This is a genomic window from Chitinophaga jiangningensis, assembly GCF_900142605.1.
Taxonomy (GTDB): Bacteria; Bacteroidota; Bacteroidia; order Chitinophagales; family Chitinophagaceae; genus Chitinophaga; species Chitinophaga jiangningensis.
Genome location: NZ_FRBL01000016.1, coordinates 1 through 23,061, shown reverse-complemented (window position 1 = coordinate 23,061; position 23,061 = coordinate 1). Strand labels below are relative to the sequence as shown.

The 23,061-nt window shown below is 50.2% G+C and carries 15 protein-coding genes; 10 read left to right on the top strand and 5 right to left on the bottom strand.

Annotated features, from left to right (window positions below; translation table 11 throughout):
• Positions 1 to 11 precede the first annotated feature (11 nt).
• The 4 genes from BUB18_RS28545 to nirB all read right to left on the bottom strand — a co-directional run bounded on the left by BUB18_RS28545 (position 12) and on the right by nirB (position 5,597).
• On the bottom strand, positions 12 to 1,295 hold the full coding sequence (locus tag BUB18_RS28545) for an MFS transporter (RefSeq protein WP_073087742.1): 1,284 nt from the start codon (positions 1,293 to 1,295) through the stop codon (positions 12 to 14).
• Positions 1,296 to 1,312: 17 nt separating this feature from the next.
• The gene (locus tag BUB18_RS28540; RefSeq protein WP_073087741.1) at positions 1,313 to 2,614 is read right to left on the bottom strand and encodes an alginate export family protein; all 1,302 of its coding nucleotides are present in this window, start codon (positions 2,612 to 2,614) and stop codon (positions 1,313 to 1,315) included.
• Positions 2,615 to 2,708: 94 nt separating this feature from the next.
• Positions 2,709 to 3,077 carry a nitrite reductase small subunit NirD gene (gene nirD / locus BUB18_RS28535; RefSeq protein ID WP_073087740.1) on the bottom strand — a complete coding sequence of 123 codons (369 nt, stop codon included), beginning with the start codon at positions 3,075 to 3,077 and terminating at the stop codon, positions 2,709 to 2,711.
• A gap of 24 nt (positions 3,078 to 3,101) precedes the next feature.
• Entirely contained in the window at positions 3,102 to 5,597 is a 2,496-nt protein-coding gene (gene nirB / locus BUB18_RS28530) for a nitrite reductase large subunit NirB (RefSeq protein WP_073087739.1), read from the bottom strand.
• A 180-nt stretch (positions 5,598 to 5,777) separates the two neighbouring features.
• Here nirB and cobA point away from each other — a divergent pair, with 180 nt between their 5' ends.
• The 3 genes from cobA to BUB18_RS28515 all read left to right on the top strand — a co-directional run bounded on the left by cobA (position 5,778) and on the right by BUB18_RS28515 (position 9,000).
• Entirely contained in the window at positions 5,778 to 6,563 is a 786-nt protein-coding gene (gene cobA / locus BUB18_RS28525; protein ID WP_245805754.1) for a uroporphyrinogen-III C-methyltransferase, read from the top strand.
• A complete protein-coding gene (locus tag BUB18_RS28520) occupies positions 6,550 to 7,242 on the top strand; it encodes a Crp/Fnr family transcriptional regulator (RefSeq protein WP_073087738.1) in 693 nt (230 codons plus the stop codon). The genes cobA and BUB18_RS28520 overlap by 14 nt, the downstream gene beginning before the upstream one ends.
• A gap of 120 nt (positions 7,243 to 7,362) precedes the next feature.
• Positions 7,363 to 9,000, top strand: a complete 1,638-nt coding sequence (locus tag BUB18_RS28515; RefSeq protein ID WP_073087788.1) for a glycoside hydrolase family 43 protein — start codon at positions 7,363 to 7,365, stop codon at positions 8,998 to 9,000.
• Positions 9,001 to 9,052: 52 nt separating this feature from the next.
• Here the strand turns inward: BUB18_RS28515 and BUB18_RS28510 are convergent, their stop codons facing one another.
• Positions 9,053 to 10,075, bottom strand: coding sequence for a LacI family DNA-binding transcriptional regulator (locus BUB18_RS28510; protein WP_073087737.1), 1,023 nt, complete (start codon positions 10,073 to 10,075; stop codon positions 9,053 to 9,055).
• A 227-nt stretch (positions 10,076 to 10,302) separates the two neighbouring features.
• Between BUB18_RS28510 and BUB18_RS28505 the strand changes: the two genes are divergently transcribed.
• From BUB18_RS28505 to uxaC, 7 genes are read left to right on the top strand one after another with little or no spacing between them, the layout of a single operon-like run.
• Positions 10,303 to 13,254, top strand: coding sequence for a SusC/RagA family TonB-linked outer membrane protein (locus tag BUB18_RS28505; protein WP_073087736.1), 2,952 nt, complete (start codon positions 10,303 to 10,305; stop codon positions 13,252 to 13,254).
• A gap of 19 nt (positions 13,255 to 13,273) precedes the next feature.
• On the top strand, positions 13,274 to 14,911 hold the full coding sequence (locus tag BUB18_RS28500; RefSeq protein ID WP_073087735.1) for a RagB/SusD family nutrient uptake outer membrane protein: 1,638 nt from the start codon (positions 13,274 to 13,276) through the stop codon (positions 14,909 to 14,911).
• A 15-nt stretch (positions 14,912 to 14,926) separates the two neighbouring features.
• On the top strand, positions 14,927 to 17,158 hold the full coding sequence (locus BUB18_RS28495; protein WP_083550977.1) for a glycosyl hydrolase family 28 protein: 2,232 nt from the start codon (positions 14,927 to 14,929) through the stop codon (positions 17,156 to 17,158).
• The gene (locus BUB18_RS28490; protein WP_073087734.1) at positions 17,148 to 18,323 is read left to right on the top strand and encodes a glycoside hydrolase family 88/105 protein; all 1,176 of its coding nucleotides are present in this window, start codon (positions 17,148 to 17,150) and stop codon (positions 18,321 to 18,323) included. Before BUB18_RS28495 ends, BUB18_RS28490 begins: the two co-directional genes overlap by 11 nt.
• Before the next feature lie 12 nt (positions 18,324 to 18,335).
• The gene (locus BUB18_RS28485) at positions 18,336 to 19,799 is read left to right on the top strand and encodes a tagaturonate reductase (protein ID WP_073087733.1); all 1,464 of its coding nucleotides are present in this window, start codon (positions 18,336 to 18,338) and stop codon (positions 19,797 to 19,799) included.
• Positions 19,800 to 19,801: 2 nt separating this feature from the next.
• Positions 19,802 to 21,457 carry a UxaA family hydrolase gene (locus BUB18_RS28480; protein ID WP_073087732.1) on the top strand — a complete coding sequence of 552 codons (1,656 nt, stop codon included), beginning with the start codon at positions 19,802 to 19,804 and terminating at the stop codon, positions 21,455 to 21,457.
• Positions 21,458 to 21,478: 21 nt separating this feature from the next.
• Positions 21,479 to 22,885, top strand: coding sequence for a glucuronate isomerase (gene uxaC, locus BUB18_RS28475; RefSeq protein WP_073087731.1), 1,407 nt, complete (start codon positions 21,479 to 21,481; stop codon positions 22,883 to 22,885).
• Positions 22,886 to 23,061: the final 176 nt, after the last annotated feature.

Genomic DNA, 23,061 nt, shown 5'->3' with positions numbered 1-23,061 from the left:
ATTTAAAATGATCAGGATGCAACTGCCGCAGTGCGGATATCGCTGGCAGGTACTGGTTTTACAAACCTGGTAACCATGATGATAACGGAAACAATAATGACGATCACCCCCAGGTACTGAAAGGCCTGTATATAGGTGATGCTTTCTGATTTAAACAAGAACCCGAACAGCATACCGCCCAGGTTGCCGCCGGCGCCTACTATGCCGCTCACCAGTCCGCCGTTCTTTTCGTTGATAAATGGCACGATGCCGAAGGTGGCGCCATTAGCCATTTTTAGGAAGAGGGCAAAGCTGAGCATGCAAATGATCGCCAGGCCCAGACTGCCGGCATGGGCAAACCAGAGCAGGCCCACACCTTCGCCCAGCAGCATGAACCCGAGGAGGCGGCCCTTGCCGCGCATGCCATGCTTAGCACCTACTTTATCGGATACGATACCACCCAGGGCCCTGGCAAAAATGTTCATGAATCCAAATATCCCGGCCAGGAAGCCGGCTATGGCCTGATCTAACCCAAACGTATCTACGAAGTGTAAGGAGGCCACATTGTCAAAGGTGATCTCCATGCCGAAGCACATGCCGTAAGCCAGCGTCAGCGCCCAGATGCGCCATTCTTTCAGCACGCTCCAGTCGGTAGGGCCGGCTATTTTGCGCTGGTTGATTTCGTCGAAGTTGCCTTCCGGCGTGTCTTTGGTGAACTTATAATATAACCAGGCTACCACCAGCATCATCACACCGGGTACTATCATGGCATACCGCCAGGCTTCTGATTTGGTAAAGCCAAAGCCTACGATGGCCGCGAAAATCAGCGGCATCACCATGTTGGTGACGCCACCGCCCAGGTTGCCCCAGCCGCCGGTGATGGCGTTGGCAGTGCCTTTGATGGAGGGAGCGAACATCAGCCCGGTATGGAATTGCGTTACCACAAAGGAAGCGCCTATCACGCTGATGGCTAAACGAAACAGTAAAAAGGTAGTGTAGTTGTCTGCCAGCCCCACCAGGAACACCGGTAAGGAGCCCGCGATCAGCAGCCGCACCGCCGTTTTACGCGGCCCCCAGCGGTCACAAAGTCTCCCTATAATTAAACGGGCGATAATGGTACCACTCACGGAGGCGATCATAATATTACCTACCTGCGATTTGGAGAGCCCGAGGTCTTCCCGGATGGTGGGCATCAGCGGTGCCAGCCCGAACCAGCCGAAAAAGCAAACGAAAAACATCAGCCACGTGATGTGGAAAGTGCGCATCTGAACGGAGTTCAGACTAAATAATTTTATTTTATCGAGTTGAGCAGACATAGACTTTGGTTTACAGGTTATTTAATAAAGATTTCCGGTTTCACCGTCAGCATCAGGTAGGCCCAGTTACTGTTACTGGTGGAGTTGGCGATGTTCTTGACAGTGGGAGAGGTGAGTGTATTGGTACTCCAATAGTGACTGTAACCACCTTCTATACTGATAATACGGGTAAGACTATACGTAGCGGTGATATCTGCTTCTGTGCCTAAGTTTTTGTTATAGCCGGGTATACTGCCGGCGCTTAAAAACTGGTGCAGGTCCGCATTGATCATCCATTTGGCGGAAGGCTTCCACCGGGATTTGAGGTAGTAGTCCTGCAGGCCCTCACGGCCAAACGGACTGGCAACATAGAAGTAATCCATATTGCCCCAGAACTTATGTGGCGTACCATAGAGGGGATCGAACCAGGGACTGGTATAATCCACGCCGGGTCCCACGCTGAAGGTACTGCTCAGCTTAAACAGCACATTGGCGCTTAACAGGTACGATGGGTTGGTGGCCGCCTGGAAATAGCCGGCAGCCGTAGCCTCCAGCAGTTTGGTCTGGTGGTTCCAGTAAAGTCCGGCGGTAATGCGGCTGGTAGTAGTGGCTTCCCAGGTTTTCACCGGCAGGTTATTGACAGTGTCGGTATGGGAGCGGGAAAACTGATCTGCCAGCACGAGGAAGGACAGCGTTTGCGCGCCTGTTTTCCTGCTGGCATGCAGGAACTCCATGCTTTTGTACATACTGCCTCCGTTAGTATTAGCGGCGTAGTTACCGGGAGGAGTAGGGTTGTAGATGGTGCCGCTGCCGTTTTCTTTATTTTGATTGAAAGCGGCGCCGAGGTGGAGTTGCCATTTGGCGGACTGATAACGCAACAGTACGGCGTCGTGGCGCCGGCCCTGCTGTAACCAGTCCAGGTTGCCCAGGAGGCGACTATCATCATACACCAGTTCCTGCCGGCCTGCTTTGAGGCTCAGGGTGTAATTTTTTACGGTAGTATCGGTAAGCATCACCGCGGCCCAGGCTTCATGCAGGAGGAACCCGTTGTTATCCGCGGTGGTAGTGCGGTTGATGGTGGAGGCATCCTGGCCCCATACCCTTACGTCCTGCACGGTGAGGCCCAGCTGTAAGCGGTAGGTATTAAAGCCTAAATTCAGCCTGCTGCGCTGGGAAGTGAAAAATGCCGGTTTGGCATTGGCCGGAAGGGGAGCTCCTTGTCCGTCGCGGAATTCGGAGCGGGTACGTAATTGAGCGTTGATGGATAACTGTGCATATGCCGGTCGGATAAATAGTCCGGATAAGACAAAGGAAGCCCCGCTAAGAAACAGTTTTTTCATGTAACTTAGATCGATTTTAAAAGTGAGCCAATCATTTTTGAGTCAGAAGCCCGGCCAGCCTGCCCGCTGCCGGGTTTCGCCTTTTATATAGGCGCTATACTTCCATAAGCTCTTTGGCAATACCAATGTATACCCGGTCGTCAATCACTTTTACGGGGTAAACAGTGATGGAGGATTCCGCGTCATCGGAGATACAGCGGCCATCCAGCAGGGAGAAGGTTTTCTTGTGAAAAGGGCAGGCTACCTTAGGCTCGTCTTTAACGGTGCCGGTCATGCCGCGACTCAAAGCCATTTGCTGGCGGTGCGGACACATATTCTGGGTAGCAAACCATTCATTTCGGCGGGCGAAGTAATAGAGGGCGATCTGTTCTTCTGCCAGCTTCACACATACGCCACCGTTAGTAGGCACATCGGTAGTGTTGCAGGCGTAAAACCAGGTGATACTTGTTTCGATTACAGACATAGCGGTAGGATTTAGTTGATAGAATTATTTCCATTCAGCGGCGCGTTTCTGATCGCGCATTTTTTCAAATTTAACAGTAGGGTCTTTTTCTTCCGGCGCATTGATGAAATGCGAGAAGCGCTTGCGCAGTTCAGGGCTTTCAACTACCTCTTTCCATTCGCATTTGTAGTGGTCTACCAGGTTTTGCATGGCGGCTTCGAGCTCGGCGGCAATACCCAGGCTGTCATTTACTACTACGTTGTGGAGGTAGTCCATGCCACCATCCAGCTTGTTGAGCCAGGTAGCGGTGCGGGTGAGCGGGTCAGCGGTTTTGATATAGAACATCAGGAACCGGTCAATATATTTAATGCAGGTTTCGCTGTCGATATCGGAGGCCAGCAGTTTGGCGTGTTGTGGCTTGGAGCCGCCGTTACCGCATACATACAGGTTCCAGCCTTTTTCTGTGGCGATGATACCGAAGTCTTTCGATTGTGCTTCGGCACATTCACGGATACAACCGGAAACGGCGGATTTGATTTTATGAGGTGCGCGAAGGCCGCGGTAGCGTTCCTCGATTTGTATGGCGAAGCTCACGCTGTCGTGCAGCCCGAAGCGGCACCAGGTGGAGCCCACGCAGCTTTTCACGGTGCGCAGTGCTTTTCCGTAGGCATGGCCGCTTTCGAAGCCGGCTTCAATCAGTTCCTCCCAGATAAAGGGGAGATCGCTGAGGTGGGCGCCGAATAAGTCGATGCGCTGGCCGCCGGTGATTTTCGTATAGAGGTTGTATTTAACGGCTACCTGCCCGATTACGATCAGCTTTTCCGGGGTGATTTCACCGCCCGGTATCCGGGGCACTACGGAATAGGTGCCACCTTTCTGGATGTTGGCGAGGTAGCGGTCATTGGAGTCCTGGGCGGTGTCGTTGCCTTTGTCGAGGATCAGTTCATTCCAGAGACTGGCGAGGATAGATGCCACCACTGGTTTACAAACTTCACAGCCATCGCCGTGGCCGTAGGCGTCAATTACTTCATCGAAGCTGCGGAGTGCTTTTACTTTGATGAGGTCCAGCATTTCCTGGCGGGAGTAGGCAAAGTGTTCGCAGATGACGTTACGGATGTAGCGGCCTTCGGCTTTCATGGTGGCGGTGATGAGGTCTTTCACCATCGGGGCGCAGCCGCCGCAGCAGGAACCTGCTTTGGTGGCCTTTTTCACGTCGTCGAAGGTTTCCAGGCCGGCAGTAACGGCACCGCATATACGCCCTTTACTCACACTTTCGCAGCTGCAGATGATGGCATCATCCGGTAAGCCGGTAACGGCGGCCGAGTTGGCGTCTCCGTCTTTTTTGGCGCCGGTGAGCAGTTCAGATGGATTGGCCGGCAGTGGCATACTATTTTTGGTGGTTTGCAGCAGCATGTTATAGTCGGCCGCATCTCCGATGAGGATACCTCCCAGCAGGCGGGTGCCATCCGGTGTGATGTTGAGTCTTTTATATACACCGGTGAAACGATCTTCAAATACGATACTATGGCAGGTATGTGGTAAGGGGAAAGGATCGCCGAAACTGGCCACGTCCACACCGATGAGTTTAAGTTTGGTACTCATATCAAAGCCGGTGAAGGCTTTTTCTTCTCCCAAAATAGTAGCAGCTGCTACGGCGGCCATATCATAACCCGGTGCTACCAGGCCATAGATCATTTGATTATGCAGGGCACATTCCCCGATGGCGAAGATCTCCGGATCGGAAGTCTGCATCCGGTCGTTCACGAGGATTCCTCCGCGCGGACCTAAAGTAAGGCCTGCCTGTAAGGCCAGTTCATCTCTTGGTTTGATGCCGGCAGACACAATAATGATGTCAGCGTTCACGGATGATCCATCTGTAAATGCCAGCCCGGTTACTTCATTTTCACCTAAAACTTCGCTGGAATTACGGTTGGTAAGAACTTTGATTCCCAGTGTGTTAAGTTTATTTTCTAATATGGCAGATCCTTGTTCGTCTATCTGTCGGGGCATGAGCCGGGAGGAGAATTCCACCACGAACGACTCCGGCACCTGGAGGTCGAGCAGTGCCTTGGCGGCTTCCAATCCGAGCAGTCCACCACCTATGACGATACCCGCTTTTGCGTTGGCGGCATACGCACGGATGGCGTCCAGGTCTTCGATAGTGCGATATACAAATACGCCTTTTTTATGAATGCCTGGCACCGGGGGCACAAAGGGGGCGGAGCCGGTGGCCATTACGAGGTAGTCATAGGTTTCTGCCTTACCATCGAGCGTGTGCACGGTTTTACGGTGCCGGTCGATGCGGGTAACGGGGTCGCCTGTATGTAATATGATGTTGTTGTCCTTATACCATTGTAAATCGGCGAGGAGGAGGTCATCAGCGGTTTTGCCATCGAGGTAGGAGGTAAGATGGACTCTGTCGTACGCCGGGCGGGGTTCTTCGCCAAAAACTATCAGTTCTGTCCCGGTATCTGCCATAGAACGGAGCTTCTCACAGAATTTGTAGCCTACCATGCCGTTCCCTATTACGATTACTTTCATTGGAAATAGATTTTGAAATCGGGAGATTAAAAATATTATAAAATAATATATATAATAATTTTTCTCGGAAGAAATGTAAAATTGGAGGAAGGCGTATGATTTATGATATAAAAATAAGGAATTTAGTTTTAAATTTGAATGCATGATCGCGTAAAAACATTAAATATAATTTATTGTAATATGAATAATCCAGCCAAAATGCTCTCCCTGATAGGTGCAGGTCCGGGTGATCCGGAACTCATCACCCTCAAAGCGATACGCATACTCCGCAGCGCCAAAGTGGTTTTATACGACGCCCTCGTAAACGATGCCCTCCTTGAACACGCCGCCCCCAACGCCATTATTAAATATGTAGGTAAAAGATGTAGTCAGCATAGTCGCACCCAGGCGGAAATCAATGAACTGATTGTTAGCAGCGCCTATGAATACGGGCATGTAGCCCGACTCAAAGGCGGCGACCCGTTTATTTTCGGGCGCGCCACCGAAGAAATTGAGACTGCTGCCCTGCATAATATCCCCGTGCAGATCATCCCCGGCATCAGCAGCGCGCTGGCCGTACCGGCTTCCCAAATGATCCCGCTCACCAGCAGAGGTACGGCAGAGAGCTTCTGGGTAACTACCGGTACTACAGCTGGCGGCACCCTCTCGCCCGACCTTAAACTGGCCGCTCAATCGTCCGCCACGGTAGTTATTCTCATGGGTATGCAACATCTTCTCCCTATTACTAAATTATTCACCGCCCACGGTAAAGCACATACGCCGGTAGCCATCATTCAGCAGGGAACCACCCCCATGGAAAAAGTAGCCACCGGACATATATATAATATCACCGAGGTGGCCCAAGCTGCCGGCATAGGTAGCCCGGCCATCATCGTTATCGGTAATGTGGTGGACCTGCCCATGCATTTCAGCCATCTTACCACACAACAGTTATCTTTGCACGACGTACATTATGAAATCAGATAAACAGACCTGCGACGGAAAAACCTGCCTGCTCTGCCGCCTCTCCCTACCGGAGTGGCTGCCGGCCATCCATGCACACAAGAAAAATATCGTCTATAAAAAGAATGATACCCTCTTTAAAGAAGGCGATGCGGTAAAGGGCATGTTCTTCGTGTTCGACGGGGTGGTGAAAGTGCATAAACACTGGGGCACTGAAAAGGACCTGATCGTACGCTTCGCCCAAAAGGGAGAAATCGTGGGACACCGTGGTATCGGTGGTCCTGAAAATATTTACCCGGTAACGGCTACGGCTATGAGCCCGGTTACAGTATGCTATGTGGACCTCGACTTCTTCAACGCTTCCCTGCGGGTCAATAATGAACTACTCTATCAGCTCATGCTCTTCTATGCAAAGGAATTGCAGGATGCAGAAAAATACATGCACGGCCTCGCGCATATGCCGGTGAAAACACGCCTGGCCAATGTGCTCCTGCTGATCTACCGCAAGTTCGGCACTACCGCAGAAGGCTATATTAATCTCCCCCTTACCAAGCAGGATCTGTCCGAATGCATCGGCGCCACCTATGAAACCACCTTCCGGGTGCTCAATGAGTTAATCACCGATGGCTTTATCAAAACGGAAGGTAAACACCTGATGATAAACAACGTGGCCGCACTCGCGGAACAGGCAAAAGCAATGTGAGCCTGCCAGGGGAAAGCAAAAGCAGCGTTGCTGCCGGAGCCTTGCCGGGAACGATTGCGTAAATAATCACCGCGCATCTGCGGCTCATTTACTATTTTGATCCCGGAATTGTTTCACGATATGAAAAAAGTATGGCTGACCTATGTACTGCTGCCAGCAGGGATATCACTATTTGCACTTTCCCCCGCCTCCGCACAGTCAGGAAATGATGTTTCGAAAGTCTGGGTAGCAGATAACGGCAATGGCACTTACAAGAATCCGGTGTTGTACGCGGATTATTCTGATCCGGATGCCATCCGTGTGGGAGAGGACTATTATATGATCGCCTCCAGCTTTGATGCCATACCCGGATTACCAATACTTCATTCAAAAGATCTGGTCAACTGGCAGATTGCAGGCCACGCGCTGCTGCGCCAGCCGCCTTATGATCATTTCGCTAAAACACAGCATGGTAACGGCGTATGGGCGCCTGCCATCCGGTATCATAACAACGAATTTTATATCTATTACCCTGATCCCGATTTCGGTATCTATCTCACAAAAGCCAAAAATATCAATGGCCCATGGAGCGAACCGCAACTGGTAGCAGCTGGTAAAGGACTCATAGATCCCTGCCCGCTCTGGGACGACGATGGTAAAGTGTACCTCGCACATGCCTACGCAGGCAGCCGGGCCGGTATCAAAAGCATTATCGTAGTAAAACAACTCAATGCGGAAGGCACTAAAGCCATCGACGAAGGGGTGCTGGTGTTTGATGGCCACGATGCTAATCCAACGCTGGAAGGCCCTAAGTTCTACAAACGCAACGGATACTATTACCTCTTTGCGCCTGCTGGTGGCGTTTCTACCGGCTGGCAGCTGGTGATGCGTTCCAAAAATATCTATGGCCCCTACGAAAGTAAAATCGTGATGGACCAGGGTAAGTCGCCCATCAATGGCCCGCACCAGGGAGCCTGGGTGCAAACGCAAAAAGGGGCCGACTGGTTCCTGCACTTCCAGGACCTGGATGCCTACGGAAGGGTAGTGCACCTGCAGCCAATGACCTGGGTGAACGACTGGCCGGTGATCGGTGAGGATAAAGATAAAGACGGCAAAGGTGAACCGGTATTAACCTATCGCAAACCAGATGTAGGCAAAACATGGCCTGTTTCCACACCGGCTGAATCAGATGAGTTCAACGGCAACACCATCGGCAAACAATGGCAGTGGCAGGCAAATCCTTTTGCAGGCTGGGCTTTTCCATCGTCTGCAAAAGGCAGCTTAAGATTATTTGGCGCACAGGTACCCGATTCCACCAACAGCCTGTGGGATGTGCCGAATGTGCTGGCGCAAAAATTTCCGGCAGAAGAATTTACCGCTACGGTGAAGTTTAAATTTACACCCAGGCTGGCCGGTGATCGTATGTCGTTTATTGTGCTGGGACTGGATTACGCAGGACTGGCCGTAGAACATAAAGCCGATGGCTTATACCTCAATGCCCTGCATTGTGCACAGGCGGATAAAGGTAAAAAAGAACAGGTAGAGCAGGTAACCAAACTAACGGAAACGGATATATTTTTCCGGGTACAGGTTACGAAGGGAGGGAAGTGTAATTTCAGTTACAGTACTGATGGCAGCACTTTCCATGTGGCAGGAAATGAATTCACAGCAAAACCCGGCAAATGGATAGGAGCCAAGCTGGGGCTGTGCTGCAGCCGCACGGCAAAAACAAATGATGCCGGCTTTGCGGATGTCGATTGGTTTAGAATCACTAAATAGTAATAAGAAAGGCTAAATGAACATTCCCTGACGTCTGCCAGGGAATTTTTTTTTATTTGTTGTCGGGAGATACCAGCCGCGTCTGTAGTTTAATGGTCTTGAAATCTTTTACTGGCCGCTTGCTCTCTATCAGCTGTAGCAACAGTTCCGTTGCTACCTGGCCCATTTCAAATGCCGGCTGTTGCACCACTGTAATCGGTGCATGTAATAATTCAATCAGTTCAGAGTTGGAAAAACCGGTGAGTGCGATCGTTTTTGGAACCGCTATTTTATGACGTTTTAACATGCGCATACATCCGGTGGTGAGCTTGTCGGACGTTGCGAAGATCGCATCCGGCTTAGGCTTTAGTTTAATGAGTTCGCTTACTGCGGTTTCCACTTCATGTAATAACATACCTCCGTGGAAACAATATTTTATCATCTGCGGATCAGGCTTCAACTGGTACTGCTGTAATGCAGCCATGTAACCACCCACTCTTTCCTTTGTGATGTTCAAATGCTCGGAATTAGCCACACAGGCAATCCTGCGGTAACCCTGTTCCAGCAGGTGAATGGTGGCATTGTAGGCGCCCTGGTAATTGTCCACCACCACTTTGTGCGTGTGGATGTCTTCCACGGAACGATCCACAAATACAATCGGTAATCCGGACTGGTGCAGCGACTTCAATTGCTGCAGATCATTCGTGGCACTGGATACGGAAATCAACAGGCCGTCAATACTCCGCGAGGCCAGGTATTGCAGGGTTCTCACCTCTTTCTCAAAGTTCTCATGGCTCTGGGAAATGATGACCGTATATCCTTGTTCATTCGCAACAGATTCTATCCCGTTGATGATTTGTGAAAAGAAACTATTGGCTATCTCTGCTACAATTACACCTATCGAATGGCTCTTTCTTTCTTTTAAAGACAAAGCAATAGGATTGGGCTGGAAATTCAGCCTGGCGGCGTATTCCAGCACTACCTGCTTGGTAGCTGCACTGATCTCATGGCTGTCGCGCAATGCCCGCGAAACCGTGGAGGTAGAGAGATTCAGCGCCTTTGCAATGTCTTTGATCGTAGTTGCTTTATACTTCATTTCTTTTACAGCAAGGGCTTTCCTGTGTTTTTCCCCATCGTGAATGTAGTGAATTTTCCGGGAACGATTGCGTAAATAAAGTTCTCATTTAGTAAATAGTTGTGTAGACTTGTGTCATACGACAGCTAAAATTTTAGACCTTTTACAGCAATACGAACCACGTTTTTGAACAACGCAGACCTATTCGCTTAAAACTTTATTAGCCAAAAACTTTCACGCAAGACGTTATGAAAAAAATTCACCTGATTTGCTTACTGCTGTGCTGTTTTAGCCAATGGGCACTTGCACAGTCCCGAACCGTTAAAGGAAAGGTGACTGATGCTACTACCGGCGAGGCTTTGCCGGGAGTTACCGTGCAGGTTAAAGGCGGTACAGGCGGCGCTCAGACGGATCCCGCGGGAAACTTCTCCCTCACGATGCCAGACGGCAAAACTGAATTATTGTTCTCTTACATGGGGTACGCATCCCTTACCATCCCTGCTACGCCAGGCGCGATGACGGTACGGTTGGAACAAAGCAACAAAAAACTCGATGAACTGGTAGTTATCGGTTACGGTACAGTTAAAAAACGTGACCTCACCGGTGCAGTAGCTTCTATCAAAGGAGATGAAATCAAAAAAGTGCCTTCCACCAACGTGATGGAATCAGTACAGGGCAAGGTACCCGGTGTTGACATCACCCGCAGCAGCGGTGCCGCCGGCGCAAAAGTAAATGTAACGGTTCGTGGTAACAGATCTATTACAGCGGCTAACGGCCCTCTCTACATCGTGGATGGTGTGCAGTACAACAGCATCGAAGACATTAACCCGAACGATATCCAGTCCATGGAAGTATTGAAAGATGCTTCCACCACCGCCATCTACGGTTCCCGTGGTGCAAACGGTGTAATCATGGTAACCACCAAACGCGGTGCCAGCGGCAAGCCTAAACTGAATGTCAGCTCCTATGTGGGTGTATCCCAGGTAAACGGCTACCCTGATATGATGACCGGTCCGCAATACGTAGCCCTCAAAAGAGAAGCTAACCGCACTACCGGCAGATGGGCCAGCGAAGCGGATGATCCTAAAATCTTCAACGCCTTCGAACTGGAAAATATTAAAAACAACGTTTGGACTAACTACGCTGATCTGCTGATCCACGACGGTTTACAGCAGGACTACCAGGCAGGTATCTCCGGCGGTTCCGATAAAACAAAAGTCTATTTCTCTTTCGACTACTTCAACGAAAAAGGCTTATTCAAACTAGATGAGCTGAAACGTTACACCACCCGCTTCAATGTGGATCAAACCATCACCGATGCGATCAAAGTAGGTGTACAGAGCCAGATCACTTATTACGATCAGAGCCAGCGCAGGGATCCGTTGAACCAGGCCAACAAGTTCCTGCCGCTCACCACTCCTTACGATGAAGAGGGTAATTTCGTGCTGTTCCCTAACTCCGGTTCCGCTGTGAATCCGCTGGCAGACGAACAACCAAATGCCTACGCCAACGATACCAAAACCACCCGGGCACTGGCAAATGCCTATGTGGAAATTACACCGCTGGCCGGCCTGAAATTCCGCTCCAACCTCGGCGTTACACTCGAAAATACCAAACAGGGAATCTTCGCCAGCAAGGCTTCCATCGACAGAGGTACACAATCCACCAGCAGAAGTCAGTCGCTCAACAGCTCCCGTACTTTCCTCAGCTGGGAAAACATCCTCACCTATAATAAATCATTCGGTAATCATAACCTCGGTGTAACCGGTGTTACGAGCCTGCTGACAGATAACTGGGATAACAGGAACATGCAGGGCGACGGGCAACTGCTGCCATCACAGCTCTACCACGCCCTGGAAAACAATATTAGTGGTATCTCTATCAACACCGACTTTTTCAGAACTAAACTGATTTCTTTTACCGGTCGTCTGAACTACGACTATAAAGGTAAATACCTGTTCTCCTTCACCACCCGCTCTGATGGTTCCTCTAAGCTGTCGCCAGGTATGAAATGGGCGTACTTCCCATCCGTTGCCGGTGCATGGCGTGTAAGTGACGAAGCATTCATGAAAAACCAACAGGTTATCAGTGACCTGAAACTGAGAGTAACATACGGTATCGCCGGTACGGATGCTGTACAACCATATTCAACGGCGGCAGTACTGACTAAAATTCCTTTCTCCTGGGATGATACCAATGCAGCCATTGCTTATACCATCGGACAGCAGGCAGGTAACAGGGAACTCAAATGGGAAACTTCTACCACTAAAAATATCGGCATGGACTTCGGTATCCTCGAAAACCGCATCACGGGTAACATTGATGTATATGATACCCGAACCAAAGACTTATTGCTGATGCGTACCCTGCCTACTTCTACCGGTAATACTTCGGTGGTGCAGAACATCGGCAAAACACGCAACCGTGGTTTTGAAATCGGTATCAACACAGTAAACATCAGCGGCAGGGATTTTCGTTGGACCTCCAATATTTCCTACTCCCGCAACAATGAAGAAATCGTGGCATTGGCCAGCGGTGCAGATGATGTTGCCAGCGGCTGGTTCATTGGCTATCCTACCAGGGTGTTATTTGATTACGAAAAATTAGGTATCTGGCAATCCAATGAAGCGGATCTGGCAGCGAAATTCGGTCGCAAACCAGGAGAGATCAAAGTGAAAGACCAGGATGGTAACGGTATTATCAATATCGAAGATCGTGTGGTAATCGGTAGCCAGATCCCTAAATGGACCGGTGGTTTTAACAACGATTTTAAATACAAGAACTTCGACCTGAATATTTACATCTTTGCGCGATTTGGCCAATGGATCAACTCCGAGTACGCCAACAAATATGATCCGCAGGGCCTGGAAAATAGTGCCCCGCTCAACTACTGGACACCGGAAAATCCTACCAACGAATATCCACAACCAGATGCGAGCCGCTCTAAAGCAAGTACGCCTTTCATTTCTACTATTGGATATAAAGACGGTTCTTTCGTGAAAATCAGGAATATCTCTCTTGGATATACTTTCTCACCGGATGTGCTGAAGAAAATCAGCCTGTCGAGCCTGCGCCTGTACGTGACCGGTAAAAACCTGTTTACTTTCAGCAAAGTGAAAGACTACGATCCGGAAAGAGGCGGTGCACTGAGCGAGCCACTGACCAGAATGTATGTGGCCGGATTGAATGTTGAGTTTTAATCTTTATTAAACCAGGGTTATGAAATTATTGAACAAGTATATATTATTCGCAGGTCTCGCAGCAGGTTCCCTCGCTGCGTGTAACAAACAGCTGGAAGAATACAATCCGGGCAGCACTACCTCCGATCCCGTGTATTCCACACCGGAAGGTTTTGAATCGCTCGTAAATGCCGTGTATACCTACAATCGCTGGTGGTATGGTAAGGAAGATGGTTATAATATCTCTGAAATGGGTACCGATATCTGGACCAGTGGCACAGGAGATGTGTACCCGGATCTGACGAACTACAACAACCTGCAGGCCAGCAACGGTGCGATAAAGAACCTCTGGCAGCAGCTGTATGCGGCGATTAACCTTTGTAATGCAGGGGTAAACCGCATCGACGGTTCAGGCATGACGGAAGATAAAAAGAAAATCCGCGGCGCGGAACTGCGGTTCATGCGCGCGTTTTACTACTGGCATATCGTGGAAACCTGGGGTGGTGTACATTTCACCACCAAGGAAACCGATGGCGTGGTCACCACCGCTAACCGCACACCAATCGATACCTTCTATGCACAGATCTTCCGGGACCTGGACTACGCTATCGCCAATTTACCTTTAACCACTTCTGACTACGGCCGTGCTACCAAACCGGTAGCAGAAGCCTTCGCCGCCAGGATGTACCTTACCCGTGGTATGAACCAACAGGCAGCAGACCTGGCCGAGAAATTAATCAGTGGTTATAGCTATAAACTCCTACCGAAATATTCAGATCTCTGGCGCATGGATAACCTCGTGAATACGGAGGTGATCTGGGCGGTAAATTACATGAAGAACCTGGTGTTCGACGACCGTAAGGATGCTACCCTGTATCCGAATGGCCACAGCAGAGGCGCCAACAACGCGCATATGCTGTTTACCATGAAGTACGACGACCTGCCAGGTATGCAGCGTGATATTGCCAACATGCGTCCATTTAACCGTTATATGCCCACGCTTTTCTTGCTGAATCTCTTCAACGAAAAAGCAGATGCCCGTTACGAAGCCTCCTTCAAACAAGTTTGGTATTGTAACAATACAAAAACGGCTCCGGCGGGCATGAAGCTGGGCGATACGGCCATCTTCATCAGTAAGTATGTACTGCCTGATAATCCTAAGTACCGGATTTATGACAGAAATGATATTTACAAGGAAAACGGCGGTGGACTTGACCGTACCCGCTACATCTCCATGAAAAAATTTGACGATGCTACCAGGGCTTCCATGAACGAGGAACAAAGCGCCCGCGATGCCTTTATCCTCCGCCTCGCTGAAATGTACCTCATTGCCGCAGAAGCACAGTTTAAACTCGGCAATGCCAGCAAGGCAGCTGATTATATCAATACACTGCGCAAGCGCGCTGCCATCGCAGGCCATGAATCAGAAATGACAGTAACAGCCGCGGATATTTCACTGGACTTCCTCCTCGATGAGCGTGCCCGTGAACTGGTAGGGGAACAACTGCGCTGGTTTGACCTGAAACGCACCGGTAAACTGCAGGAACGTATTGCGAAATACAATCCGGATGCAAATGCCTACCTGAAGGCTTACCACCTGGTACGACCTATCCCGCAGGATCAGATTGATGCGGTGACCAACAAAGATGAATTTAAACAGAATCCGGAGTATAACTAAGACAGGAAAGAAACCATGAAATTTTTACAGCTATTATTGCTTTCCCTGATCGGGCTGGCGCCAGCAGAACAACCACCGGCGGTGTATCTCATCGGCGACAGTACCATGGCCGATAAGCCCACCGAAGAGAACCCGGAAAGAGGCTGGGGACAACTGTTTCCCAAATTCTTTCAGTCAGGTGTGACGATACATAATCATGCAGTAAACGGCAGAAGTACCAAAAGCTTTATCAATGAACATCGCTGGGATACCGTGGTATCCCGGCTTAAAAGCGGTGATTGGGTGCTCATACAGTTTGGACACAACGATAGTAAAATAAAAGATTCCACCCGGTATGCAGCACCCCGCGGCGATTATAAAACTAACCTGGAACGCTTCGTAACAGAAGCCCGTGCCAAAGGCGCGAACCCAATTCTTATCACACCGGTTGCCCGTCGTAAGTTTACCAGCGGTAAACTGGAAGATACCCATGGCGATTATCCGGCAGTGGTGCGCGAAGTGGCTAAAGCCATGAACGTGCCGATGATTGATTTGCAGCAGTCCAGCAGTGCGGCACTGAGCGAAGCCGGCGAACATGGCTCCGTGAAATGGTTCAAAACAACGCCGGCTGGGCATTACAAAACACTGCCTAACGGTGTAACGGACGACACGCATTTTAACACCTACGGTGCTACCCGCATGGCAGCCCTGGTGGCAGATGCCATCAACCAGCAAAATATTCCGCTGGAAAACTGGCTGCAAAAGTCAGATTTCACCGGCAAATACGCGTACGAACTACCGGTAGTATATGAACCGCATTTCCGCCGCGATACCTTCAGCATCCTGCAATACGGCGCCAAAGCAGATGGTATCACCCTCAACAGCAAAAGCATCAACGATGCCATCAATGATTGCAGCAGCAAAGGCGGAGGAGTGGTACTGGTGCCTAATGGCCTCTGGCTTACAGGTCCTGTTGTGCTCAAAAGTAATGTGAACCTGCACCTGGCGGCCAACGCCGTACTGCAGTTTACGACAGATTTTGATCAGTACCCGCTCGTAAAAACTACCTACGAAGGACTGGTGGCTATGCGTTGCCAGCCTCCGATATCTGCCCTGGATCAGGAAAATATTGCGGTTACCGGTAAAGGTATCCTGGATGGTGGCGGTGATGCCTGGCGCGCCGTGAAAAAAGGTAAAATGACCGACAGCCAGTGGAAGGACCTGCTGAAAAAAGGCGGTGTGCTCAATAAAGACAGCACTACCTGGTATCCTACCCAAAAGCACTTTGCCGGTACTATGGTAAAGGATCCCGGGGTTATTTCGGGAGATAGTAAAGCAGGCGATTTCGAAGCCTACAAGGATTTTCTGCGGCCCAACATGGTAAGTATCACCAACTGTAAGAACGTACTGCTCGAAGGGGTTACCTTCCAGAACTCACCGGCCTGGTGCATTCACCCGCTGCTCTGCGAAAATATTTCCCTCCGCGATGTATACGCTAAAAATCCATGGTACGCACAGAACGGCGATGGCCTGGACCTGGAATCCTGCAATTACGCACAAATCCTCGACTGCACTTTTGACGTGGGAGATGACGGCATTTGCATCAAATCCGGCAGGGATGAACAGGGCCGCAAACGTGGTAAGCCTACCGCAAACGTAATCGTCGACAACTGCACCGTATACCACGCACACGGCGGTTTTGTAATCGGCAGCGAAATGTCAGGGGGAGCCAACAACATTTATGTGAGCAACAGCACCTTCATGGGAACGGATATAGGCCTGCGGTTCAAAACCACCCGTGGTCGCGGTGGAGTAGTAGAAAACATCTACGTTTCCAATATCAATATGCGCGAAATCCCCGGCGAAGCCATTCTGTTTGACATGTACTACGCTGCCAAAGATCCTATTCCGCTGGCAGGCGAAAACAGGTCTGGTCCGAAAATTGAACACATAGCGGTTACAGAGGCAACTCCCATCTTCCGTAACTTCTTCATAGAAAACCTGGTATGCCATGGCGCCAAATCAGCCGTATTTATCCGCGGCCTACCGGAAATGCCAATCAGCAATATCAACATGACCAACATGACGATTAAGGCGAAAGAAGGCATCAGCTGCCTGGAAGCAAAAGGCATCCATTTTAAGGACGTGTACGTGGTAACCAGCTCTGGTAAAGAACCGGTAATCAAACGCAACGCTTCAGATATCACCTTTTCCGATAGTAAGTATAAAGACACAAAACAAAAATCATCAGTAGAACATGCGCTATAGATTCAATTTTGTAATCACCTTTTTGCTGATACTGGCATTGAAATCAAATGCACAAACAGGGGCTGCCGGCATGGCAGCTACCTGTATGCGCATTTGGAAGGACTCCTTATCCATGCATCCGGGAAATCCGGTGCGCTGGACTTACGACCAGGGCGTGATCCTGGAAGGCTTCAATGCACTCTGGCAAAGAACTGGCAAACAGGAGTACTTCGATTATATTAAGAAAAGTATGGACCACTTCATTGAACCTGATGGCAGCATCCGTACCTATAAACTGAAGGATTATAACATCGATAACGTGAAGAACGGCAGGGCCATATTGGTGCTGTATAAAGCCACCAAAGACCCTAAATATAAAAAGGCCGCCGACCTGTTGCGTGAGCAGCTGAAAGGCCAGCCACGTACCCACGCCGGCGGCTTCTGGCATAAACAGCGCTACCCCTGGCAAATGTGGCTCGATGGCCTGTATATGGGCGAGCCTTTCTATGCTGAGTATGCCGCAATGACCGGCGAAACGGAGGACTTCAAAGACATTACCCGCCAGTTTGTGCTGATGGAAGCGCACAGCAGAGATCCTAAAACCGGACTGCTGTACCATGCCTGGGATGAATCCAAAGAACAGCGCTGGGCCAATAAAGTAACGGGGCAGTCGCCCAACTTCTGGGGCCGCGCCATGGGCTGGTATGCCATGGCCCTGGTAGATGCGATGGAGCAATACCCTAAAGGCCACCCGGGCAAGGATAGCCTGAAAGCGATCCTTGGTCGTTTAGCCGTGGCCGTACAAAGGTTTCAGGACCCTAAAACCGGCTGCTGGTACCAGGTACTGGACAAGGCTAACGGTAAAGGGAACTATGTGGAAGCGTCCGCGAGCTGCATGTTTGTATATGCGCTGGCGAAAGGTATGCGCCTCGGGTATCTGCCATCTTCCTATAAAAAAGTTGTAAACAAAGGATATGATGGTATCCTTAAACAATTTATACGTAAAAATCCGGAGGGAGATATTACCCTGGGCGGAACTGTAAGCGTAGCAGGCCTCGGCGGCGAGCCTTACAGGGATGGCAGCTATGAATACTACCTCAGCGAAAAAGTGATCGACAACGATCCTAAAGGTGTAGGGTCTTATATCCTCGCCGCCAACGAAGTTGAAATGATGCGTAAAAAGTAAAACCCTTTTTTCATGAAGTTATCAAAAGGTGTGCTCCCTCTGCTGCACGACAGAGATGCACTCCAGCTACCTGCAGCTGACTGTTTTTCATTGCCTGAAAGAGTGCTGCAATTCGGAACCGGTGTATTGTTACGTGGACTGCCGGACTTCTTTATCGACAAAGCCAATAAACAGGGCATTTTCAATGGCAGGGTAGTGGTGGTGAAATCCACTTCCCGTGGTACTACCGCCGAATTCGACAACCAGGATAACCTGTATACACAGTGTATCCGCGGGGTAGAAGGTGGTAAAAAAGTACAGCAGGACATCGTAAACGCGAGTATCAGTCGCGTACTCACTGCCAGTACCCAATGGGAGCAGATCCTGGCATGCGCTGCCAGCGAAGATATGCAGGTAGTGATTTCCAATACTACAGAAGTGGGCATCGCCTACGTAGAAGAAAATGTATTACAGGGTGTGCCGTCCTCTTTCCCCGGCAAGCTGCTGGCATTCCTTTATAAACGATACCAGCATTTCAACGGCAGCGCCGGTAGCGGAATGGTAATAGTACCTACCGAACTGCTGCCGGATAATGGGCTACTGCTGAAAAATATTGTGGAGCAACTGGCTGCTTACAACCAGCTGCCAGCCGCTTTCATTCAGTGGCTAACCACCCATAACCATTTCTGTAACTCGCTGGTGGATTCTATTATCCCCGGTGCAGCTGATATCGACTGTGGTTATGAAGATCAGCTGCTGATTATGTCGGAAGCCTACCGCCTCTGGGCCATTGAATCAGGCAGCGAGCGGGTAAGAGAGATTTTATCCTTCGCGGCTGCGGATAGTGGTGTAGTGATCACACCGGATATCAATGTATTCCGTGAGCTGAAGCTGCGCCAGCTCAATGGCGCCCACACGCTCAGCTGCGGCATTGCAGCGCTGGCAGGCATCGAAACGGTAAAAGCCGCCATGAATAATGAAGCCATGGCTGCCTATATCGAAGGCCTGCTGCTGCACGAAATTATTCCTGCCATAACGGACAGCAATATACGCCAGGATGCGGCTGTGCGTTTTGCTGCCGCTGTGCAGGACCGTTTCCGCAACCCGTATATCGACCACAAATGGTTGAGCATCTGCGGCAACTTTACATCTAAGCTGAAAACAAGGGTAGTGCCTATCCTACTGCGCTATGAACAGCGCATGCAGCAGGTACCCGCCCTGATCGCCCTCGGATTCGCCGCACACCTGCTGTTTATGAAGCAGGACCACGGCCTCGCTGTAGACGATAGTTTTGCATCTTACTATAAAAAACTCTGGCAGGAACACGAGCTGCCCGAGGTAGTGAAAATCAGCCTGGCAAATAGTGAACACTGGGGTAGCGACCTCAGCGTCCTGCCAGGTTTCTCAAGAACAGTAACAAATATGCTGCAGGCCCTGATCAGGGAAGGTGTGAATGCTTACCTGGAAAGAGTAGCGGCGGAAATAATCATCTCCTGATCATGAAGCAGAAAGTATTAAAAGTGCACCCTGCAGATAATGTACTGGTAGCATTACAAGACCTCGAAGCAGGCAGCGTAGTTAACTATAACGGAACCGACTATACGCTTAAGGAAAAAATTCCGGCCAAACATAAATTTACCACCACACCTTTGCAAAAAGGGGAGAAAATTACCATGTACGGCGTACTGGTAGGTAAGGCACAAACGGAGCTGGAAACAGGTGTACGCATCTCCACTGAAAATGTGAAGCATGCCGCCAACGGTTATGCATTGTCCACCGAAAGACGCACCGGCTGGCATATTCCGGACATCAGCAAATGGAAGGACCGCACCTTCATGGGCTACCATCGTGCAGACGGTAGCGTGGGTACCGGCAACTACTGGCTGGTGATCCCCCTCGTATTCTGTGAAAACAGGAACGTAGAAGTGCTGAAAAACGCCATGCTAAAAGAACTGGGCTACGCCAAGCCGGATAAATATGCTTCCTTCATGCAACAGCTAATCAAGGTACAGCAGGCGGGCGGCGACATCCAACAGATTACCGAAACCAGCTGGACCGCCGAAGAGAATGCAGAAAGCAGCAAACGCATTTTCCCGAATGTGGACGGTATTAAATTCCTCACGCATGAAGGCGGCTGCGGCGGTATCCGCCAGGACGCCCAAACGCTGTGCGGACTGCTCGCGGGATATATCACCCATTCCAACGTAGCCGGTGCTACAGTATTGAGCCTGGGCTGCCAGAACGCGCAGATCAGCATGCTGCAGGACGAAATCAAAAAAAGAGATCCGAATTTCTCCAAACCACTGTATATACTCGATCAGCAACAAACCGGTTCGGAGCCATTGCTCATTACCAATGCCATTAAACAAACATTCGCAGGACTGATGCAGGCCAACCAGGTTTCGCGCCAGCCGGCACCGCTCAGCAAACTCACGATAGGACTGGAATGCGGCGGCTCCGATGGCTTCTCCGGTATTTCTGCCAACCCGGCCATCGGCTATACGAGCGATTTGCTCGTAGCCCTCGGCGGATCTGTCATCCTGGCCGAATTTCCTGAGCTCTGCGGCGTGGAGCAGGAAATGAGTGACCGTTGCCGCAGCACCGATGATGCCAACCGGTTCATTGACCTCATGCGTACCTATGCACAACGCGCGGAAGAAGCTGGCTCCGGTTTTGACATGAATCCTTCTCCCGGTAACATTAAAGACGGCCTGATTACCGATGCTATCAAATCTGCAGGTGCCGCCAAAAAAGCCGGTACCTCACCAGTAGCAGCAGTGCTGGACTATCCGGAAAAAGTACAGCAGCCAGGTCTGAACCTGCTCTGCACACCAGGCAATGATGTGGAATCCACCACCGCCGAAGTAGGCAGTGGTGCCAATATCGTCCTTTTCACCACCGGACTGGGTACCCCGACAGGTAACCCCATCGCACCGGTACTTAAACTGAGCAGTAATACCAAACTATTCCAGCATATGCCTGAAATCATTGACATCAACACCGGTACCATCATCGACGGTGAGGAAACCATTGAAGAAGCAGGACAGCGTATACTCGACTACGTTATAGAAGTAGCCAGCGGAAACATTCCGGCGAAATCTGTAGTAAATGGTCAGGATGACTTTATCCCCTGGAAAAGAGGTGTTTCATTGTAATTTTTCAAATTCCACAATCTGATGAGAAAGAAATTTCTGGACGAGAATTTCCTGCTGAACACAGGTACTGCCGAACGACTGTACCATGAGTACGCGAAGGATATGCCCATTATCGATTACCATTGCCACCTGCCACCCGCGCAGATAGCCGCCGATACCCGGTTTGAGAACATCACCCAGGCATGGCTCTATGGCGACCACTATAAATGGCGCGCAATGCGCATCAACGGCGTGCATGAAAGCTATTGCACCGGGGATAAGTCCGACTACGAAAAATTCGAAAAATGGGCCTCCACCGTTCCTAAAACATTACGTAACCCGCTCTACCACTGGACTCACCTGGAGCTCCAGCGCTACTTCGGGGTCAATGATATCCTGAATTGTAACACCGCCCGGCAGGTGTTTGACCATTGCAGCAGCCTGCTGCAACAGCCGGAATACAGCGTGCGCGGACTACTGAAGAGTCGCAACGTTAAAGTGGTGTGCACTACGGACGACCCGGCGGACGACCTGCGCTACCACCAGCAGATGAAAGCGGAAAACTTCGGTATCAGCATATTCCCCGCTTTCCGCCCTGATGCCGCCATGAACGTGGATAATCCCGCTGTTTACAACGCCTACCTCCAAAAGCTGGAACTGGCTGCCAATGCGAGCATCCGTACCTATGACGACCTGCTGCTGGTACTGCAACAGCGTCACGACTTCTTTGCGGCCAACGGCTGTACCGTTTCGGATCATGGTATCGAAGAAATATACGCGGACGCCTATACGGAATCAGAAGTACGCAGCATCTTCAGCGAAGTAAGAGGAGGAAAGGAGCTAACTGCCACGGACATACGTAAAATCAAATCTGCCCTGCTGTTTGAACTGGCCGTAATGGACTGGAAAAAAGGATGGGTACAGCAGTATCACCTGGGGGCCCTGCGTAACAACAACTCCCGTATGATGCGCCAGCTCGGCCCGGACACCGGTTGGGATTCCATCGGCGACTTCTCCCAGGCACGTGCCCTGGCGAAGTTCCTGGATCGCCTCGACAGCAATGATCAACTGACCAAAACCATCATCTACAACCTTAACCCGGCAGATAATGAACTGATGGCCACCATGACCGGGAACTTTAACGATGGCAGCGTGGCCGGTAAAGTGCAGTTTGGCGCCGCCTGGTGGTTCCTCGATCAAAAGGAGGGGATGACCCGGCAGATGAACGCATTGTCCAATATGGGGCTGTTATCACGCTTTGTAGGCATGCTCACGGATAGCCGCAGCTTCCTCTCTTATCCGCGTCACGAGTATTTCCGCCGTTTGATCTGCGATATGCTCGGGGAGGAAATAGAGAAAGGAGAGATTCCGGATGATATGGCGTTGGTGGGAAGTATGGTGCAGGATATTTGTTATAATAATGCCAGTAATTATTTTGGCTGGAAATAATAACCGCTTTGAGCACCTGCCTTCGGCAGGCGCTCAAAGCGGTTTAGTCTTGTGGCCGCTGGCCACAAGACTAAACTCTAAAAGAGGCTGTCTCAAAAGTAATTTGAGATAGCCTCTTTCTATTTTTAGAAAAAAAAAGGCTTTTATTAAGGTTTTGTGTTGATAAATAGTCTTCT

Bases quoted from the DNA above. Each gene is read 5' to 3' on its own strand.
- nirD (WP_073087740.1), bottom strand. From the start codon at position 3,077: ATGTCTGTAATCGAAACAAGTATCACCTGGTTTTACGCCTGCAACACT.
- BUB18_RS28545 (WP_073087742.1), bottom strand. From the start codon at position 1,295: ATGTCTGCTCAACTCGATAAAATAAAATTATTTAGTCTGAACTCCGTT.
- cobA (WP_245805754.1), top strand. From the start codon at position 5,778: ATGAATAATCCAGCCAAAATGCTCTCCCTGATAGGTGCAGGTCCGGGT.
- BUB18_RS28510 (WP_073087737.1), bottom strand. From the start codon at position 10,075: ATGAAGTATAAAGCAACTACGATCAAAGACATTGCAAAGGCGCTGAAT.
- uxaC (WP_073087731.1), top strand. From the start codon at position 21,479: ATGAGAAAGAAATTTCTGGACGAGAATTTCCTGCTGAACACAGGTACT.
- BUB18_RS28490 (WP_073087734.1), top strand. From the start codon at position 17,148: ATGCGCTATAGATTCAATTTTGTAATCACCTTTTTGCTGATACTGGCA.
- BUB18_RS28480 (WP_073087732.1), top strand. From the start codon at position 19,802: ATGAAGCAGAAAGTATTAAAAGTGCACCCTGCAGATAATGTACTGGTA.
- BUB18_RS28520 (WP_073087738.1), top strand. From the start codon at position 6,550: ATGAAATCAGATAAACAGACCTGCGACGGAAAAACCTGCCTGCTCTGC.
- BUB18_RS28505 (WP_073087736.1), top strand. From the start codon at position 10,303: ATGAAAAAAATTCACCTGATTTGCTTACTGCTGTGCTGTTTTAGCCAA.
- BUB18_RS28500 (WP_073087735.1), top strand. From the start codon at position 13,274: ATGAAATTATTGAACAAGTATATATTATTCGCAGGTCTCGCAGCAGGT.
- BUB18_RS28515 (WP_073087788.1), top strand. From the start codon at position 7,363: ATGAAAAAAGTATGGCTGACCTATGTACTGCTGCCAGCAGGGATATCA.
- nirB (WP_073087739.1), bottom strand. From the start codon at position 5,597: ATGAAAGTAATCGTAATAGGGAACGGCATGGTAGGCTACAAATTCTGT.
- BUB18_RS28540 (WP_073087741.1), bottom strand. From the start codon at position 2,614: ATGAAAAAACTGTTTCTTAGCGGGGCTTCCTTTGTCTTATCCGGACTA.
- BUB18_RS28485 (WP_073087733.1), top strand. From the start codon at position 18,336: ATGAAGTTATCAAAAGGTGTGCTCCCTCTGCTGCACGACAGAGATGCA.
- BUB18_RS28495 (WP_083550977.1), top strand. From the start codon at position 14,927: ATGAAATTTTTACAGCTATTATTGCTTTCCCTGATCGGGCTGGCGCCA.